The organism is Sphingobium sp. WTD-1 (genome assembly GCF_030128825.1).
Taxonomy (GTDB): Bacteria; Pseudomonadota; Alphaproteobacteria; order Sphingomonadales; family Sphingomonadaceae; genus Sphingobium.
The window spans coordinates 242,662-259,749 of the sequence record NZ_CP119127.1 but is presented as its reverse complement, the minus strand read 5'-3'; the positions used below and the strand labels follow the sequence as shown (position 1 = coordinate 259,749).

At 66.4% G+C, this 17,088-nt stretch carries 17 protein-coding genes; 5 read left to right on the top strand and 12 right to left on the bottom strand.

Annotated features, from left to right (window positions below; all coding sequences use genetic code 11):
* Positions 1 to 8 precede the first annotated feature (8 nt).
* The 8 genes from N6H05_RS01280 to N6H05_RS01245 all read right to left on the bottom strand — a co-directional run bounded on the left by N6H05_RS01280 (position 9) and on the right by N6H05_RS01245 (position 7,374).
* A complete protein-coding gene (locus N6H05_RS01280) occupies positions 9 to 563 on the bottom strand; it encodes a demethoxyubiquinone hydroxylase family protein (RefSeq protein ID WP_004209834.1) in 555 nt (184 codons plus the stop codon).
* Entirely contained in the window at positions 560 to 1,054 is a 495-nt protein-coding gene (locus tag N6H05_RS01275) for a disulfide bond formation protein B (RefSeq protein WP_010336967.1), read from the bottom strand. Before N6H05_RS01275 ends, N6H05_RS01280 begins: the two co-directional genes overlap by 4 nt.
* A 73-nt stretch (positions 1,055 to 1,127) precedes the next feature.
* Positions 1,128 to 2,483, bottom strand: a complete 1,356-nt coding sequence (locus tag N6H05_RS01270; RefSeq protein WP_004209836.1) for a S41 family peptidase — start codon at positions 2,481 to 2,483, stop codon at positions 1,128 to 1,130.
* A 111-nt stretch (positions 2,484 to 2,594) separates the two neighbouring features.
* A complete protein-coding gene (locus N6H05_RS01265) occupies positions 2,595 to 4,472 on the bottom strand; it encodes a M48 family metallopeptidase (RefSeq protein WP_284112389.1) in 1,878 nt (625 codons plus the stop codon).
* Positions 4,473 to 4,487: 15 nt separating this feature from the next.
* Positions 4,488 to 5,738: a murein hydrolase activator EnvC family protein gene (locus tag N6H05_RS01260; protein WP_284112388.1), complete on the bottom strand. Its 1,251-nt coding sequence runs from the start codon at positions 5,736 to 5,738 to the stop codon at positions 4,488 to 4,490.
* A 57-nt stretch (positions 5,739 to 5,795) separates the two neighbouring features.
* A complete protein-coding gene (locus tag N6H05_RS01255; RefSeq protein WP_004209840.1) occupies positions 5,796 to 6,218 on the bottom strand; it encodes a 23S rRNA (pseudouridine(1915)-N(3))-methyltransferase RlmH in 423 nt (140 codons plus the stop codon).
* A 124-nt stretch (positions 6,219 to 6,342) separates the two neighbouring features.
* Positions 6,343 to 6,732 carry a ribosome silencing factor gene (gene rsfS / locus N6H05_RS01250; protein WP_007708029.1) on the bottom strand — a complete coding sequence of 130 codons (390 nt, stop codon included), beginning with the start codon at positions 6,730 to 6,732 and terminating at the stop codon, positions 6,343 to 6,345.
* Between the two features lie 12 nt (positions 6,733 to 6,744).
* On the bottom strand, positions 6,745 to 7,374 hold the full coding sequence (locus N6H05_RS01245) for a nicotinate-nucleotide adenylyltransferase (protein WP_284112386.1): 630 nt from the start codon (positions 7,372 to 7,374) through the stop codon (positions 6,745 to 6,747).
* Between the two features lie 74 nt (positions 7,375 to 7,448).
* Here N6H05_RS01245 and N6H05_RS01240 point away from each other — a divergent pair, with 74 nt between their 5' ends.
* Complete coding sequence (locus tag N6H05_RS01240) at positions 7,449 to 8,426, top strand: acyltransferase family protein (RefSeq protein WP_284112385.1); 978 nt, start codon at positions 7,449 to 7,451, stop codon at positions 8,424 to 8,426.
* A gap of 11 nt (positions 8,427 to 8,437) precedes the next feature.
* Here the strand turns inward: N6H05_RS01240 and N6H05_RS01235 are convergent, their stop codons facing one another.
* Together N6H05_RS01235 and N6H05_RS01230 are read right to left on the bottom strand one after the other, a co-directional pair.
* Complete coding sequence (locus tag N6H05_RS01235) at positions 8,438 to 9,919, bottom strand: DNA recombination protein RmuC (RefSeq protein ID WP_284112384.1); 1,482 nt, start codon at positions 9,917 to 9,919, stop codon at positions 8,438 to 8,440.
* A 77-nt stretch (positions 9,920 to 9,996) separates the two neighbouring features.
* Positions 9,997 to 10,980: a GlxA family transcriptional regulator gene (locus N6H05_RS01230; protein ID WP_284112383.1), complete on the bottom strand. Its 984-nt coding sequence runs from the start codon at positions 10,978 to 10,980 to the stop codon at positions 9,997 to 9,999.
* Positions 10,981 to 11,111: 131 nt separating this feature from the next.
* Between N6H05_RS01230 and N6H05_RS01225 the strand changes: the two genes are divergently transcribed.
* The 3 genes from N6H05_RS01225 (at position 11,112) to N6H05_RS01215 (ending at position 13,429) form a co-directional block, all read left to right on the top strand.
* Positions 11,112 to 11,942 (top strand): alpha/beta fold hydrolase, encoded by an 831-nt coding sequence (locus N6H05_RS01225; protein WP_284112382.1) that lies wholly within the window; start codon positions 11,112 to 11,114, stop codon positions 11,940 to 11,942.
* Between the two features lie 68 nt (positions 11,943 to 12,010).
* Entirely contained in the window at positions 12,011 to 12,796 is a 786-nt protein-coding gene (locus tag N6H05_RS01220; RefSeq protein WP_284112381.1) for an SDR family NAD(P)-dependent oxidoreductase, read from the top strand.
* A 120-nt stretch (positions 12,797 to 12,916) separates the two neighbouring features.
* Positions 12,917 to 13,429, top strand: a complete 513-nt coding sequence (locus N6H05_RS01215; protein WP_284112379.1) for a hypothetical protein — start codon at positions 12,917 to 12,919, stop codon at positions 13,427 to 13,429.
* Here N6H05_RS01215 and N6H05_RS01210 read toward each other — a convergent pair.
* Together N6H05_RS01210 and N6H05_RS01205 are read right to left on the bottom strand one after the other, a co-directional pair.
* Complete coding sequence (locus N6H05_RS01210) at positions 13,384 to 14,568, bottom strand: aminotransferase (RefSeq protein WP_284112378.1); 1,185 nt, start codon at positions 14,566 to 14,568, stop codon at positions 13,384 to 13,386. The two genes, N6H05_RS01215 and N6H05_RS01210, sit on opposite strands and share 46 nt — an antisense overlap.
* A 65-nt stretch (positions 14,569 to 14,633) precedes the next feature.
* On the bottom strand, positions 14,634 to 16,094 hold the full coding sequence (locus N6H05_RS01205) for an amidohydrolase family protein (RefSeq protein WP_284112377.1): 1,461 nt from the start codon (positions 16,092 to 16,094) through the stop codon (positions 14,634 to 14,636).
* A gap of 102 nt (positions 16,095 to 16,196) precedes the next feature.
* Between N6H05_RS01205 and N6H05_RS01200 the strand changes: the two genes are divergently transcribed.
* Positions 16,197 to 17,036, top strand: a complete 840-nt coding sequence (locus tag N6H05_RS01200; protein ID WP_284112376.1) for a LysR family transcriptional regulator — start codon at positions 16,197 to 16,199, stop codon at positions 17,034 to 17,036.
* Positions 17,037 to 17,088 lie beyond the last annotated feature (52 nt).

Genomic DNA, 17,088 nt, shown 5'->3' with positions numbered 1-17,088 from the left:
TCCCTTGTTCAGATGCGCTTCGAGAGCGCGATGGCGGCGCGGCAACCCAGGCGGATCGCGCCGGACAGCAGCGGATAGGCGGGGGCCTGTTCCGCGCCATGGGCGATGGCGGCGTCGCGATGCTCGACCTCCTCCGCCTGGAAATCCTTGATCAGGGCAGAGAGTTCCGGGTCGTCCTCGCCCAGTTGCTGCAACTGTTCCTCATAATGAAGGTCGATCTCGGTCTCGATCGCGGCGGTGCAGGCCATGGCGGCCTTCGGCCCCATCGCGGCGGTCACGGCGCCCAGGGCAAAGCCGGCGACATTCCAGATCGGGTGGATCGCGGTCGGGCGCACGCCGCGTTCGGCGATCAGCGCGTCGAAGGCGGCGCGGTGGCGTTCCTCCTGCGCGGCCATGCCGGCGATCAGCCGGCCATAGGGATGGCGATCGCCCATCACCGCAAGCTGCCCGGCATAGATGCGCACCGCGCCGAATTCGCCCGCCTGGTCGACGCGCACCATGGAGGCACGATCGGCGCTATTGGTGCGACGTCCAGGCCGGGGGAAATCCTTGGTGGCGCTCATGCCTTCCTCGCTTTCAGCAGCAGGGCCAAGATGGCGAGCGCGGCCGCGCCCGACAAGAGGCCGTTATAGCCTGCCAGCGAAATGCCGAAGAGGCTCCAGGGCGCAACATCGCAGCGGGTGATCGGCGTTGCCATGATCTGGCTCAAAATATCGGCGCTGCTGCCGCCGGTCGGCGTGGTCGAGCAGGCGGTCAGCCCTTCCCACCAACCATATTCGACCCCGGCATGGAACAGGCCGATGGCGCCGCTGATGCCGATGGCGATGCCGGCGAAACCGGCGAACAGCCCGCTCATGCAGGCGCGGCCGCGCAGGGCATAGGCGACCAGCGCCAGCGGGATCGCCGCCATATGGGGATAACGCTGCCACCAGCACATTTCGCACGGATGCAGGCCGCCCAGATATTGGGAGGCATAGGCCGTGCCCAGCGCGATCACGGGCACGAGCAGGGCAAGCAGGCGGGCGCGGCCCAGGGCGGGGGACAAGCTGTTCATATCGCCCGCTTAAACCCTTGTCCGCCTTTCGTCATGCTGAACTTGCCCGTCCGGTCATCCGAACGGGCACGACTTATTTCGCGCCGGGCTTGCGCGCAGCGGCCTGCTGGGCCTGGGCGATGGTGGCGCCCGGCGTGCCGGCGAGGCGGGAAATGGTCTTGAGCGCATAATCGAGCTGGAAGTCCTCGATCCCCTTCTTCTTCAGCTCCTCGGCCGTCTGGGCGAAGCGCGGATCTTCCTTGCTGTCCTCTTCCAGCGCGGCGTCGTCGGTCTTGATCTCGTTGATCAGGTGGCGGCGCAGGTCGCTTTCGCGGAACTTGGGGCGATCCTTGTAATCCGGGTCGCTGAGCTGCGGCACCTTGATGTCCGGCTGGATGCCGCCTTCCTGCACGCTGCGGCCCGACGGGGTGAAGTAGCGCGCGGTGGTAAGCTTGAGCGCGGTGGTGTTCGACAGCGGCAGCATGGTCTGGACCGAGCCCTTGCCGAAGCTGCGTTCGCCCATGATCAGCGCGCGATGCTGGTCCTGCAGCGCGCCGGCGACGATTTCGGAAGCCGAGGCGGAACCCGCATCGACCAGCACGATCACCGGCAGGCCCTTCGCGTCATCGCCGGGCTTGGCATAATAGCGTTCGACATCGCCCTTGTTGCGGCCGCGCTGCGACACGATCTCGCCGCGTTCCAGGAAGACGTCGCTGGTCGACACCGCTTCATCCAGCAGGCCGCCGGGGTTGGAGCGCAGGTCGAGGATATAGCCGGTCGGCTTGTGGCCCAGGCTCTTATCGATGCTGCGGATCGCCGAGCGGACATCGGCGCCGGTATTGGCCGAGAAGCTGACGATGTTGATGACGCCGATATTGTTCTTCACTTCCCACTTCACCGGCTTGATCTCGATGATCTCGCGGGTGAGGGTGAGGTCAATCGGCTTGTCGCGGCCGGTGCGCACGATGGTAAGCTTGATGCTGGTGCCCGGTGCGCCGCGCATCTTGTCCACCGCCTCGTCCAGCGTGCCGCCATAGATGAGCTGGCCGTCGATATGGGTGATATAGTCGCCCGCCTTGATCCCGGCGCGCCAGGCCGGCGTGTCCTGGGTCGGGGCGATCACCTTGACCGCGCCATCCTCCTGCGTGACCGACAGGCCAAGGCCGCCATAGCTGCCCTCGGTCTGGGTGCGCAGATTCTGGAAATCGCGCGCGTCGAGGAAGCTGCTGTGCGGATCGAGGCTGGCGAGCATGCCGTCGATCGCGCCCTTGATCAGCTTCTCGTCGTCGACCTTCTCGACATAGTCGCTGCGGACCTTCTGGAAGACGTCCATGAATTCGTCGAGCGCCTTGTAGCTCGATGCCTCGCCATCGGCGAGCGCCGCGGTAGTGGCGGGGATGAGCGCAAGCGCGCCGAGCGCGACCGCGCCCTGCAGGAAGGTGGATTTCATGGCTGTCCTTGGAGTCCGCATCAAGGGATCGATATACGTCGATTCGCTATCCAACGCAAAAGCGCGCTTCGACCAATGTTGCCTGGCGTCGATGAGCGTGGGGTTAATGGTTCAATTCACGATGCTGCTGTCGGGAAGGCGGCGGATGCGATTGAACAGCCAGCGCCGCTTGAAACTGCGTTCCAGACCGATGAGGTCGCCGGCGGGCAGCATCGCTTCGATGAGCGCATCCAGCACCTGAGTGGCGACATGCTCCTTGCGCGCGGAAAAGACGAAGACGATCTGGGGAGCGTCGGCATGGTCCATGTCGCGCAGTGCCGCATGGAGTGTCGCGACACCGGGCACACCGTCAATGAGAGCAGTGAGCCGTTCGCGAAGATCCGGGGAAAGTGGCCGAAGTTGGGCGGTTTCATCAATTCCGTTCGCCTCATGACGGGCGGCTTCTTCCATCCGTTCCGCTTGTTCCAGTGGCGCGAAATAGGGAGCCGCCTCCTCAGGTCTGCCAGAGCGCAGCAGATAGTCGACGATATGGCGATAGGCATGGGGTAGGAGGGCACGTTCCCCATTTGCCGCAGCGAGCAGCAGGTCGATCCCTGCATCGTCTCCCGTGGCGAGCAGCATGTCGCCTTGCCGGAAACGGGCGTCGTTTGCGTTGGGATGCAGGGCGAGCACAGCGGCATAGGCTTGCGCAGCCGATTGCGGCGTATCGATGGCTTCGGTCAGGGCGGCATAGCGATAGAGTTGATCGCGTGATGTCGCGCCCCCAGCGATCTGATCGGCGATCGCCTGCCGTTCCGCTTCGTCCGCCTGTCTCTGTGCATGTTCGTCAGCCCATAAGGCATCCGCCCAGTCGTGCCACTGCTCGTCGAAATGGGCGATGATGGGGGCGAGCGTTTCGCCTAGCAGTGGTTCCGCGGCCGTTTTTTGCAGTCGGGCTGGCAGGTCGGCGGATTGTGACAGGGCGGCAAGCCTCTGGGCAAGGGTCGGGTGCGTGTCGTGACGATCGGCGGATCTGCTCAGTTCCCGGTCGATCATGGTCTGGTCGGCCGGATCGTCTTCGGTAAACACTGATGCGATGGTGGTGAGTGGCGATCGAGGTGGATCAGGACGCAATGGTGCCTGGTCCCAGACCAGTCGCCATGCCGTGTCGAAGCGACCGGCTTGTGCTGCCACACGCAGCAAGGCGTCAGCCATGATGCGCGGTCCCACAGCGGTTGCGGCGACATGGTCGGCCTCATATTCTTGCCGCCGTGCTAGGGTGAAACTGTAGGCCGCAAACCAGGGGCCATACCAGCCGAAAAAGCGCCGTAACAGGCCCGCGACGATCCCGTCCGGCAGCCGTTCCTCGACCTGCGCCCAGCGTTGGCGGACACGATAGACAAAGCCGCTCGCATGACCATGATCGCCCACGAAATGGCCGAATTCATGCGCGATGACAGCCTCCACTTCGACGGCGCTGAGGGCCGACAATAATGGCAGTCCAAGGTAGAGGCGGTTGCGGGCGCCAAGGAAAAGAGACCCGCTGTCCTGTACGATCGCAGCGTTCATCTGATCGATGATGCGCACATCATGGATGGCCGGGCCACCGGTCGCGGCGCGTATCCGTTCGATCATGTCGAAGAGCGCAGGGGCTGTGTCCGGTTCCACCCTCACCCCCTCGGGCGGCAGTGCGGTGACCCAGAGCGCCTTTATCAACGCGAAGGATAGCAGGCCAAAAACTATGGCCATTTTTACTTCGGCAGCAATTCCGGTGCGGGTAGTGACCATCAAGACAATCATCGCGATGGTCAGTCCAGTCAGCAGTGCCAGCAAGCCGAGGATGACGACATAGCCGAGCAGGCCTGCCAGCACGACCCGTCGCCGATAGGCAGACGAATTGTGCGCTGCCGATTGCTCCAGCGCTGCGATCATCTGGTCGAACCGGGCGTCAGGCACGACGGTCTGCCCCCAGCCCGTTGAAGCGCCTTCTCCCACTCGGATACTCTTCAACTGGTTCCCCCCTATCTAGCCCAGTCCCACCAGCGGCACGATGTCCACCGGGCGGCCGTTGCGGCGCAGTTCGATGGTGACGGTGGGGCGGCCCTGCGCGGCGGTGAGGCCGACCGGGTCGCCCTGGCGCACGGTCTCGCCGACCTGGGCGGTGACGCGGTGCAGGCCGGTGATGAGCGTGGTCCAGCCCTGGCCATGGTCGATGATCAGGATCTGGCCATAGCCGCGATAGGGGCCGGCAAAGGCGATGCGGCCGGCGGTCGGCGCGACCGCCTGGGCGCCGGCCTGGGTCACCAGGGTCAGGCCGCGCGAGCGTACGCCGCCGTCATTCACCTCGCCCATGCCTGTGACGAGCTGGCCGACGACGGGCAGACGATAGGGTGGCGGGCCGCTGCCCAGCACTTCGCGGTCGGGGGCGGGAGCGCCGGCCCGGTCGGGGCGGGCGGGGCGCAGGACCGGGCCGGACAGCTGCGCCAGGCGATCGCGCAGGTCGCTCGCCACCTCCAGCTGGTCCATCAGGTCGACAATGTCGCGCGCCTTCTCGCCCAGCGCCAGTGCGCGTTCGCTTTCGAGGCCTGCATTGGCGCGATAGTCGCGGGCGGCGACGCGCTTTTGCGTTTCGAGCTGGCGCAGGGCGGCCTGGCGATCGGTGAGGGCGCGGCGGCTTTTTGTCAGGGCGTCCGCCGCCTGCTGCGCGGTGGCGCGGATCGCGCGGCTGCGGTCCAGTTCGGCGCGCAGACCGGCGGTGCGCTGCTCGATCACCGGCAACACCTGTCCCAGCACCGCGCGCATATGGACGGCGTCGCTGATCGATCCGGGCTGGACGAGGGCAAGGGCGAGCGGGCGGCGGCTCATCATCTGCAGCGCGGCGGTAAGGCGCACCACCGGCTCCTGCCTGGCGGCGAGGCGCGCGGCCTGGGCGCGCTGCATCCGGGCGATGATGGCGATGCGGGCCTGGGCGGCCTGCACATCGGCCTCGGCCTGCTGGATGCGGGCGGCCATGGCGGCGGCGCGGCGGCCGGCCTGTTCGGCCTCGTCACGGGCCATGCCGGCCTGGCGCTCCAGCCGGACCGATCGGTCGGCGGCCTCTACCGACTGGCGGCGGGCGTCGCGCAGCGCCTTCTGTTCCTGTGCCAGGGTGGTGCCGGCGGTGCCGGGCAGGATGATCGCGGCATCGTCCGCGGCGGGCAGGCGCGTGGCGACGAGGGCCAAGATGCCGGCCAGTGCGATGCCCGTGATGCTGTTGCTGATGATGCTGCGCTTCAACCGCTTGTCCCGCCCGATAGGGCTTTGCCTAGGCGCAAGCGGCAGGCATGTCGAGCCTCAGCCTTCGCGGTGATAGGGGTGGTTGGCGAGGATCGAACAGGCGCGCCACAGCTGTTCGGCCAGCATGGCGCGGGCGATCATGTGCGGCCAGGTCATGGCGCCGAAGGCGATCAGCAGGTCGGCATTGGTCCGTTCGGCATCGTCGAAGCCGTCGGCGGCGCCGATCAGGAAGCGGATCTCGCGCGTGCCGGTGTCACGCCAGCCCTCAATCCGCCGGGCAAAGTCCATCGAGGAGAGCTGCTTGCCCTTTTCATCGAGCATGACCGTCACCGTGCCGGGGCCGACGGGCGGCAGCTTGCCGCCCCGATCGGGCATTTCGGTGATCTTGTGCGGCATGGTCAGCCGCTTGACATAGCGGTCGACCAGATCGGCTTCGGGCGAGCGCCCGATCTTGCCGCGCGCGATGATGTGGAGGAGCATGGCCAAACAATCCGTTCGGGCTGAGCGAAGTCGAAGCCTTATGCCGACCGAAGGGAGGCAAGCCCTCGCTGCGCTCGGGCGAGCCCTTCGACAAGCTCAGGGCGAACGGTTGTTGTCTAGATGCTCAGGCGTTGCCCGCGACCGGTGCGTCGACGAAGCCCCACATCCGTTCCAGATTGTAGAAGCTGCGCACTTCCGGCTTGAACAGATGGACGATCACGTCGCCGGCATCGATCAGCACCCAGTCGGCGACCGGCAGGCCTTCGACCCGCGCGGAGCGGCCGGTTTCCTTCTTGATCCGTTCGGCCAGATGCTGGGCGATCGCCGCGACCTGACGCGACGAACGGCCGCTCGCGATCACCATATGATCGGCGATGCTGCTCTTGCCTTCGAGGGGGATGGAGATGGTTTCCTGCGCCTGGTCGTCGTCGAGCGACTGCATGACAAGGGCGTGCAGGGCGGCCACGCTATCGGCGGCGGGCGCCGTATCGTTGGCAGGGGCGAGGTTAGTCAATTAAACTCCAATCTAGACGATCAACCGGCGCGTGAGCGGATCGCGCACACACGTTGCTTCATATTCGCGATGCCAGAGGGGGTCCGCCTGCCGTAGCAGGGTTGCCGATCTTGGATCAGGGCGAAAGCGCAATAGCACGAGCGCCGGTGGTCTCCAATTCGTCCAGTCTGCACTCTGGCGCGCGGACCGGACGAAGCGCCGCAGCCAGCTCATGGCCGTAGAGCCACGGGCCGCGTCATCATAGCCCGGACGGGCGATTACGGCAATGGGCATCTGACGCGCTATGCCACGCCAGTCGCGCCATTGGCTGAATTGCGCCAGATTATCGGCGCCCATAAGCCAGATGAAGCGGTTGCGGGGGTAGCGCTGGCGGAGCGCGCGCAGTGTGTCGACGGTGTAGCGGGTGCGCAATTGGCGCTCGATCGCGGTGGCGCGAATCGGCGCGCGACGGGCGATTTTCTGCGCATGGGCAAGGCGGACGGGCAGCGGCGCCATGCCCTTGGCGGGCTTCAACGGATTGCCGGGCGACACCAGCCACCAGATTTCGTCGAGGCCCAGGGCGTCCCTGGCGAACAGCGAAATGGCGCGATGCCCGCCATGCGCCGGATTGAAGGAGCCGCCGAGCAGGCCGATCTTTTTCATGGGGCAAGCCATGCCAGCGCCGGGGCAGGGCGGCAATGGGCAGATTCTTAAGGCTTGTGCGCTAGACGGGCGCAATGCAGGGGCGGCTGATCGGATTTGACGGATTGCGCGGGATTGCCGCGCTCAGCGTTCTGCTGTTCCATGCGCTGACCTGGGCCACGGGGGAGGCGCGCGGCAACGGCTATCTCGCGGTCGATTTCTTCTTCATGCTGAGCGGCTATGTGATGGCGCGCACCTATGAGGCGCGGCTGGGGCAGGGGCTGCCGACCATGGCCTTCGTGCGGGCGCGATATCGGCGTTTCCTGCCGGTCATGGCTACGGCAGGGCTGATCGCGCTGCCAGGGTTTCTGGCCATCAGCGACATGGCGGCCTGGCCGGCGGCGCTGGCCAGTCTGCTGCTTGTTCCCAGTTTCTTCACCTGGCGTCTCTATCCGCTCAACGGGCCGGCCTGGTCGATCCTGGCGGAGCTGATCGCCAATACCGCCCATGGCCTGCTCCTGCGTCGTTTATCGACCAGGACATTAGGCCATGTCGTGCTGTTCAGCGCCGTATTGTTTGCCGTCATCGCCAGCCGGGTTGGGGTGGATGTCGGCGCCCAGCCCGCCAGTTTCCTCTTTGGCCTGCCGCGGGTCATGCTATCCTATGGCATGGGGATCATCCTGTGGCGCTGGTGGCGCGACCGGCCGACCATCACGGTTTCGCCGATGGCGGCCTTTGCTATGATGCCGCTCTATTTCGGTATTGGCACGATGGTCGATGCGCATGGCTGGATAGACGGGATGGTCTTCATCCTGCTGATCTGTCCGCTGATGCTGGCGGGCGCCTTGCGCTGGCGGGGCGATTCGCGGCTGCTGGTCGGCGGCGGTGTGCTCTCCTTCCCGCTCTATGCGGTGCATGCGCCGGTCTGCATGACGGGGCTGATGCTGGGCGTGCCGGTGGCCGGCGGGGTTGCCGCCAGCCTGGTGGCGGCCGGACTGATCGCCTGGGTGCAGGCGCGGCCAGGTCGACCGGCCTGTACGGCGCGCGAACCTGCTGTGCTGTCCACGCGCTAGGAAAGGGCGTCCTATTCCGCCGCCGGCAGCGCGCGGGCCTCGTCGGCCTGCGCGTCGCGGGCGAGGACGTCGAGCGGTTCCATCGCCTCGATCTCCTTGCCGCCGGTCTCGATGTCGAGATCGCGGAACTTGCGCCCGGTGGACAGGACGCGCGTCTCGAAGCTGCCGATGAAGCTGTTGTAATTGGAGACCGCGCTGTTGAGGCCGGAACCGAGGCGCTTGAGGTGGGTCGCGGCGACGGCCAGCCGCTCATAGAGTTCCTTGCCGAGCTGGCCCACCTGCTGTGCCTGCTCCTGCATCTTGGCCTGGCGCCAATGACCCGCCAGCGTGCGGGCGAGCGGCAGGAAGGTGGCGGGGCCGCAGATGATGACGCGATTCTTGGCGGCGCGTTCCCACAGCTCCATGTCCGCCTCCAGCGCGGCGGTGACGAAATTGTCGCCCGGCACATACATGATGACGAAGTCGGGGGCCTTGTCGAACTGTTCCCAATAGGCCTTGCGCCCCAGCGCGTCGGCATGGGTGCGCATCGCGCGGGCATGGTCGAGCATATGGGCGTCGCGCAGCGCCGGATCGACCTGATCGACCGCGTTCAGATAGGCGACCAGCGAGCATTTGACGTCGACCACCATCTGCTGGTCGCCGGGCAGGTTGATGACGAAGTCCGGGCGCAGGCGGCCGTCCTCGACCGCGACCGACACTTCCTCCTTGAAGTCCACGAAGGGGGAAAGGCCGGCGGTTTCGATGAGATTCTTGAACTGTTGCTCGCCCCAGCGACCGCGCGTCTTGGGCGCGGCGCGCAGGGCGTTGACCAGCTTGGCGGTTTCCTCGCGCACCTGGCCCTGGCCGAGATGGACCTGCTGCACCGCTTCGCGCAGTTCGGCATAGCTGCCGACCCGGTCCTTCTCGACGCGGGCGAGGCCCTCCTCATAGCGCTTGAGCGTGGTTTCGACCGGATTGAGCAGCGTCTTCAACTGCGCCTCGCTCTTCTCGCTCGCCTGGGCGAAGCGCTGGTCGGCGCGGGTCAGGAACTGGGTCTGGGCGGATTCGAGCAGCTTGCCGCCGATTTCGCTGAACTGGGCGGAGAGCTGTTCCTTTGCATCCTTGAGCGCGGCGATCTGCTGCTCGAACGCCTGGGTGCGGGCATGGATGTCGGACTGGAGCGCGGCGAGGTCACGCAGCGCGGCCTCGCGCTCGGTCTGGATCGCCTCGATGCGCTGGCTGGCGGCGGCCTGCAGCGCCTCGATCCGCTGTTCGGATGCGGCCTGCGCGGATTCGAGCCGGGCGAGCTGGGCCATGCCCTGCGCGACCCGTTCCTTCTCCACCGCCAGTTCGGCGATCGCGCCGTTGCGCTGGGCGGTGGCGATGTCGAGCTTGCCGGCCAGATCGGCCTTTTCGGCGGTCAGCGGCGCCAGCGCCTTGCCCTTGAGCAGCCAGCCGACCGCAAGGCCGATCAGCAGTGCGACGGGAATGAGAAGGGCGGCGAGGCTGTCCATAACTATCCTTTTTGGGAACGAAACGGGAACTTAGCGAGCGAAGGAAGCCGCCGCAAGAACCTTCCTTGTGTGTGCCGTCATGCCGCCTGTGCGCTGGGCGCGGCGAAGCGGGCGCGATAGTCGCCGGGCGACAGGCCGACCAGGCGGTGGAACAGCTTGCGGAAGGCGGCGGCATCCTCATAGCCGACGCTCCAGGCGATCTGGTCGATCGTGCGCCGGGTAAATTCCAGATGCTCGCGCGCCTTTGCCACGCGCAGATGCTGGACATATTCGATCGGGGTCATGGCGGTCGCCGCCTTGAAGCGGCGCTGGAAGGTGCGCTCCTCCAGCGCGGCCTGCGCCGCCATTTCCGTGACGCTGACCGCCTTTGCCTCCCGCGCGGCGAGCCAGTGCTGCACCTTCAGGATCGGCTCGTCGCCATGGCTCAGGCGCGGCAGGAAGCGGGCGAAATGCTTCTGTTCGCGCCCGGCCGTGTCGATCAGCAGGAATTTGGCGGTGTCGAGCATCACCGTCGGGCCGAGCAGCCGGTCGACCAGCCGCATGCCAAGGTCGGTCCAGGCCATCAGCCCGCCGGCGGTGATGATGTCGCCATCATCGATGACGATGCGGTCGCAATCGAGCTTCACGGCCGGGAAGCGGGTGCGGAAGGCGTCGGCGAACCACCAGTGGGTGGTGGCCGGGCGGCCGTCGAGCAGGCCGGTCGCCGCCAGCAGGAAGGCGCCGCCGCAATTGGAGGCGAGCGTCGCCCCGGCGGCATGGCGATCGAGCAGCCAGCCGGCATAGGGCGCGGCTTCCTCCGCCTCGGGCACGCCGGTCAGGCGGCCGGGGACCAGCCAGATGTCGGGCGTGCCGCCCAATCCTTCATGCGTGTCATGGCTGCGGGCGAAGCAGCCGTCATCGCCCATCTGCCAATGGCTGACGCGCACCACCGGGCCGCCATGCTGGACCGAGAACTGCCCGGCAATGTCGATCAGGTCGGTCATGCCATGGACCATCGCCTGCTGACAGTTGCGGTAGAGCAATATGCCCACCTCGGCGCGCGGAAGGCTGCTGTCGGCCATGTCCAGATCCTTTGTCGGAATCGGCCCGCTTAATGTCGGAACCGCCAATCCCGATCCTCCGCCATTGCCACTAATTCTGCAAGCACAGGGCGTGAAGGACGCCCTTCTGGAACAGAAGAAGGGAATTTCACATGAGCAACTATGTCACCACCAGGGACGGCACCCGCATCTTCTACAAGGATTGGGGACCGCGCGACGGCCAGCCGATTATCTTCTCCCATGGCTGGCCGCTCAGCGCCGACGCCTGGGACGCGCAGATGGTCTATTTCGCCAATCATGGCTTCCGCACCATCGCCCATGACCGCCGCAGCCATGGCCGGTCGGACCAGGTGTGGGACAATAATAATATGGACCAATATGCCGACGATCTGGCCGACCTGATCACGGCGCTGGACCTGTCCGACATCATCCTGGTCGGCCATTCGACCGGCGGCGGCGAAGTCACCCGCTATATTGGCCGCCATGGCACCAGCCGGGTCGCCAAGCTGGCGCTGATCGGCGCGGTGCCGCCGCTGATGCTGAAGACCGAGGCCAATCCCGGCGGCCTGCCGATCGACGTGTTCGACGGCATCCGCAAGGGCACGTTCGACAATCGCAGCCAGTTCTTCAAGGATCTGACCATCCCCTTCTACGGCTATAACCGGGACGGCGCGGTCATCTCCGAGGGCATTCGCGAGGAGTTCTGGCGGCAGGGGATGATGGGCGGCCTCAAGGGCCAGCTCGACTCGATCCGCGCCTTTTCCGAAAGCGATTTCCATGCCGACCTGACGAAGGTCGATGTGCCGACGCTGGTGCTGCATGGCGATGACGACCAGATCGTGCCGATCGGCGCGGCGGCCCTGTCGACGGTGAAGATCGTCCAACAGGCGGTGCTGATCGTGTATGAAGGCGCCGACCATGGGCTGACGCAGACTCACCAGGACCGGTTCAACGCCGACCTGCTCGATTTCATCAACGGCTGACAATTCCGCCCCCCGTTCGTTTTCGACAGGTGCTGAAGCGGACGGGGGTGGCTCCAAGGAGACATCCCATGACCAAAGACACCATCCTCATCACCGGCGCGTCGGACGGTATCGGCGCCGTCTATGCCGATCGCTTTGCCCAGCGCGGTGCCAATCTGATCCTGGTCGCTCGTCGCGCCGAGAAGCTGGAGGCGCTGGCCGCCCGCCTGCGCGCCGACAGCGGCGTCAGCGTGGAAGTGATCGCCGCCGACCTCGCCAAGCCTGACGATCTGGCGCGGGTCGAGGCGCGGCTGCGCGACGATGACGCTATCACCGGCCTCGTCAACAATGCCGGCATCGCCGGGGAGCAGGCCTTCGTCGAGACCGACCCGACTTATCTCACTGGCCTGATCGACCTCAACATCCTGGCGGTGACGCGGCTGTCTCGCGCCATTGCGCCGCGGCTGGCCGCGAAGGGCGCAGGCACGCTGATCAACATCACATCGGTCACGGCGCTGATGCCGGATGGCTTCACCGCCGTCTATCCCGCGACCAAGGCCTATGTGCTGGCCTTTACCGAGGCGCTGCAGGTCGAACTGGGCAGCAAGGGCGTGAAGGTGCAGGCGGTGCTGCCCGGCATCACCCGCACCGCCATCTGGACGGCGGAGCAGATTGCCGGCCTGCCGCCGCACATGGTGATGGATGTCGAGGTGATGGTCGACGCGGCGCTGGCCGGGCTCGACATGGGCGAGGCGATCACCATTCCGGCGCTGCCGGACCGGGCCGACCTCGACGCCTATCTCGCCGCGCGGGCCGCGCTTCGGCCCAACCTGTCGCTCAAGGATGCGGCGCCCCGTTATCGGGTGACCGCCTGACCTCTTTCGTCATTCCCGCGAAGGCGGAAATCCATCTCCTGACCTTGCGTCTGGATGCATCGTTGGGAGATGGACCCCCGCTTTCGCGGGGGTGACGGGAATTTTCCAGGGAGAAGCATCATGATCCTCGGTCTTTCCATTCCCGCCTTCATCGCCCTGCATGTCGCGATCAGCCTGATCGGCATCGTCAGTGGCCTTGTCGCCCTGCCGGCCATGGCAAAGGGGCATGTCCTGCCAAAAGTGCAGGGCCTGTTCCTGGTGACGACCCTGCTCACCAGCCTGACCGGCTTCCTCTTTCCCTTTCGCGGCTTCACCCCGGCGATCGGCGTCGGCATCATTTCGACGCTGGTGCTGATTGTCGCCTTCGCCGCCTTTTACGGCCTTGGCCTGCGGGGCCGGGCGCGGAGCGTCTATGCGGTGACCGCGACCATCGCCCTGTGGCTCAACCTGTTCGTGCTGGTGGTGCAGGGCTTCCTCAAGGTGCCGGCGCTCAATCGGCTGGCGCCGACCGGCTCGGAGCCGCCCTTCCTCGCCGCGCAAGGCCTTCTGTTGATCCTCATGCTGATCCTGGGCGCGGCGATCCTGCGTCAGTCAAGGCTCGCGCGAAAGGCGGCAAGCCGCTCGATCGCCTGATCCAGCGTCGCGTCTGACTTGGCGAAGCAGAGGCGGACCAGATGGGTGACCGGATCGTCGGGGTAGAAGGCGGAGATCGGGATCGCCGCCACGCCCGCCTCGTCGATGATCCGGTTGCAGAAGGTCACGTCATCCATCGTGATGCCCGACGCGGGCAGGTCGATTGACAGGAACCAGGTGGCGCCGCTTGGCTGCACGACATAGCCCGCCCGGCTAAGCCCCGCCGCCAGCCGATCACGCGACGCCTGATAGGCGGCGCGCTGGTCGTTCAGCCAATCATCGGGCCAGCCCAGCCCCTGCGCCACCGCCCATTGCAGGTTGGGCGGGGTGGTGAAGGTCAGGAACTGGTGCGCGCGGGCGAGCAGGGTAGCGATCGGCGGCGCGGCGCACATCCAGCCGACCTTCCAGCCGGTGACGGAGAAGATCTTGCCCGCCGACCCGATCTTGACCGTGCGCTCGCGCATGCCGGGAAAGCCGATCAGCGGGCGATGAGGCAGCCCGTCATAGACGGTCTCCTCCCATACTTCGTCGCAGAGCGCGATCAGGTCATGGGCGACGCACAGGTCGGCCAGCAGCGCCAGTTCCGCCTCGCGCAGCACGATGCCGGTCGGGTTTACCGGATTGTTCATCAGCAGGATGCGGGTCCGGGGCGTGATCGCCGCCTCCAGCGCCTCGTGGGTGACACGCCAGTCTGGCGGCGTCAGTTTCACCACCCTGGCCACGCCGCCAGCCCGCTCGACCAGCGGCAGATAGGCGTCGTAGAGCGGCGCCAGCATCAGCACCTCGTCCCCCGGCCGCACCAGCGCCAGCAGGCTGGCGGCGATCGCCTCGGTCGCGCCCGATGTGACGATGATGTCCTGTGGGCTGAGGTCCAGCCCCTGACGCCGGGCATAATGATCGGCCAGCGCGGTGCGCAGTTCGATTAGGCCGGGCATCGGCGGATATTGGCTGGACCGGGTCAGCAGCGCGTCAGCCGCCGCCTGCAACACCGCCTGCGGCCCCGCCCCCTCGGGAAAGCCTTGCCCCAGATTGATCGCGCCGGTTTCCCGCGCGCGGGCCGACATATGCTCGAAGATGGTGGTCGGCATGTCGCGATAGACGGGATGGCCAAGTCGGGTGTCGGGCAAGCGGGGCTCCATCAGGCGCGGCGGGTGGCCGCTCCCGATGGTCTAATGCGTGCGGCCGCTTGCTGTAAACCGGCCGGTCAGGGCTTGGGGGTGGCCGCATTCCAGGCGGCGACCTTCGCCTTCGTCTCTGCCAGTAGTGCGTCGAGCCGGGCGCGATCCTGCAGCGTGCCGCGCAGGATCACCGCGTCGATCGCCTTGGTCGCGTGGATATCCTCCAGCGGATTGGCGGTCAGCAGGACCATATCCGCCTGCTTGCCCTCCGCCACCGCGCCATAGCGGTCGAGCAGGCCGAACCAGGCCGGGCCGGCGCGGGTGGCGCTGGCCAGCGCCTGGGCCGGGGTCAGGCCGCGATCGACATAGAGCGCCAGTTCCTGGTGCAGGGCAAAGCCGGGATAGTCGAAGCTGTTGAGGAAGCCCGCGTCGGTGCCGGCCATGATGGTGACGCCGGCCTGCTGCAACAGCGGCAGGATCGCGGCATTATGCTCGTAGATGGCGTGGCGCTGGGCGATCTGATCGGGTGTCGCCTTGGCCGCGCGCTCGATCCGCCAGTCATAGGTCTTGCGCAGGCGCGGCCCGATATAGGCCAGTTCAGGATCGGCGCTGTGATCTTCCTTGTCGAGATAGGCGACGGTGCGCGAGATGCTGAGCGTCGGCGTCACGAACACGCCACGCGCAGCCATGTCGCGATAGGCGGCCATGGCAGTGGCTTCGTCAAAGCCGGCATCCAGTTGCGCGCTGGCCTGTGCCCGGTCGATCTTGCCGGCGGCGAAATCGGCGGTGATCCGCGCCTCATCCTTCACGCCCGCCTTATGCGCATAGTCGATATGCTCGATCGAACTGATCCCGGCCTCGATCGCCTGGCCCACGGTCAGGGCCATCGGGATATGGCCCGACGCGCGCAGCCCGGCGCCGCGCGCCTGGCGCACGGCATAGAGAAACAGCTCGGGTTTCAGGGTACTGTCCGTGATCTTGACGAAATTGACGTTCAGTTCTTTCAGCTTGGCGATCGCCTGGTCGACGTCCGCCTGCGACCCGGTTTCCAGCGTGCCCTTCCACACCGGCTTGATCCCCTCGATCTTGGGACCGGAACTCAGCAGGGTCGGGCCGAACAGCCGCCCGTCGGCAATCTCGCCGCGCCAGCGCAGCACATCATAGGGCAGGTCGCCCGACGCATCGCGCACGGTAGTGATGCCATTGGCGATATAGAGCGGAAGCAGCGCCTTATTCTCTTCGATCAGCTCCGGCCCGCCGCCAAAATGGACATGCATGTCCCACAGGCCGGGGATCAGGTAGCGGCCCTTCGCCTCGACATTCTTGCCCGCGTGCCAGGCGGCGGCGATCGTGGCGTCGTTGCCGACCGCGACGATCTGGTCGCCCCTGGTCGCGACCGCCTGGTCGGGGACCAGACGGCCATGCTCGACATCAACCACCGTCGCATGACGGATCAGCAGGTCGGCGCGGGCCGGCGCGGTCTTTGCCGCAGCGGGCAAGGGCAACAGGGCAGTGGCGGCCAGCAGCGCGGCGAGAAGCGTCTTCATGGAAATCCCCGGTTCTTGTGCGGCGCGCAGGATAGGCAGGGGCTGCATCATCGCCAAACAACATATATGAATGGCAATCATTCATAATCCAAATGGAATGCCATGCTCGATCCGCGCCTGCTCCGTGCCTTTGTTGCGATCGCCGACAGCGGCAGCTTCACCATCGCGGCGCAGCGGCTGCACATGACCCAGTCGACCATCAGCCAGCAGCTGGGGCGGTTGGAGCAGGCGGTGGGGCACATGCTCGTGGATCGAGCGGCGCGGCCGGTGCGTCCCACGGCGGCGGGCGAACGGCTGCTCGGTCATGCCCGACGCATCCTGTCGCTGCAGCAGGAGGCGGAAAGCCTGCTTGCCGATCCGGCCGGCAGCGCGTCGATCCGCATCGGCCTGCCCGACGACATTGCCAGTCGCGACATGATGCGGGTCTTCGCCCGCTTTTCCGACCAATATCGGGCGGTACGGCTGGACGTCACCACCGGGCTCAGCCGTGATCTCACCCGTCGCTATCGCGCGGGCGAGTTTGACATCATCGCTGTCAAGGAACCGACGCCGAGCGCCGATTGCCGCGCGAGTTTCCCCGAACCGATCGGCTGGCATGAAAGCGCGGACCGGCAGGGCGACTGGCCCGATCCACTGCCGCTGGTCGCCTTTCCGGCGGGCGGCCTCTATCGCGACGCGATGTTCGACCGGATCGGGCGGGAGAGGCGGCGCTGCCATGTCGCCTTCACCGGCAGCGACCTCACCAGCGTGCTGACGGCGGTGGAGGCGGGTATGGGCCTGTCGCTGGTGCCGATTCGCGCGGCGGCTGGGCGGGCTGTGCGTCTCTATACCTCGTTCGGAATAGAGACCTCCATGCGCGTGTCGCTCTATGCCTGGGACGATGCCGGGCCGACCGCCGAACTGGTCGCGCAGATGGCGGCGGTTCTGGCGGCGCGTCAGTAGTTTCCGTTACGGTGGGTTAGCCAATCCAGACCTGATCACGCGCTATTCTGGT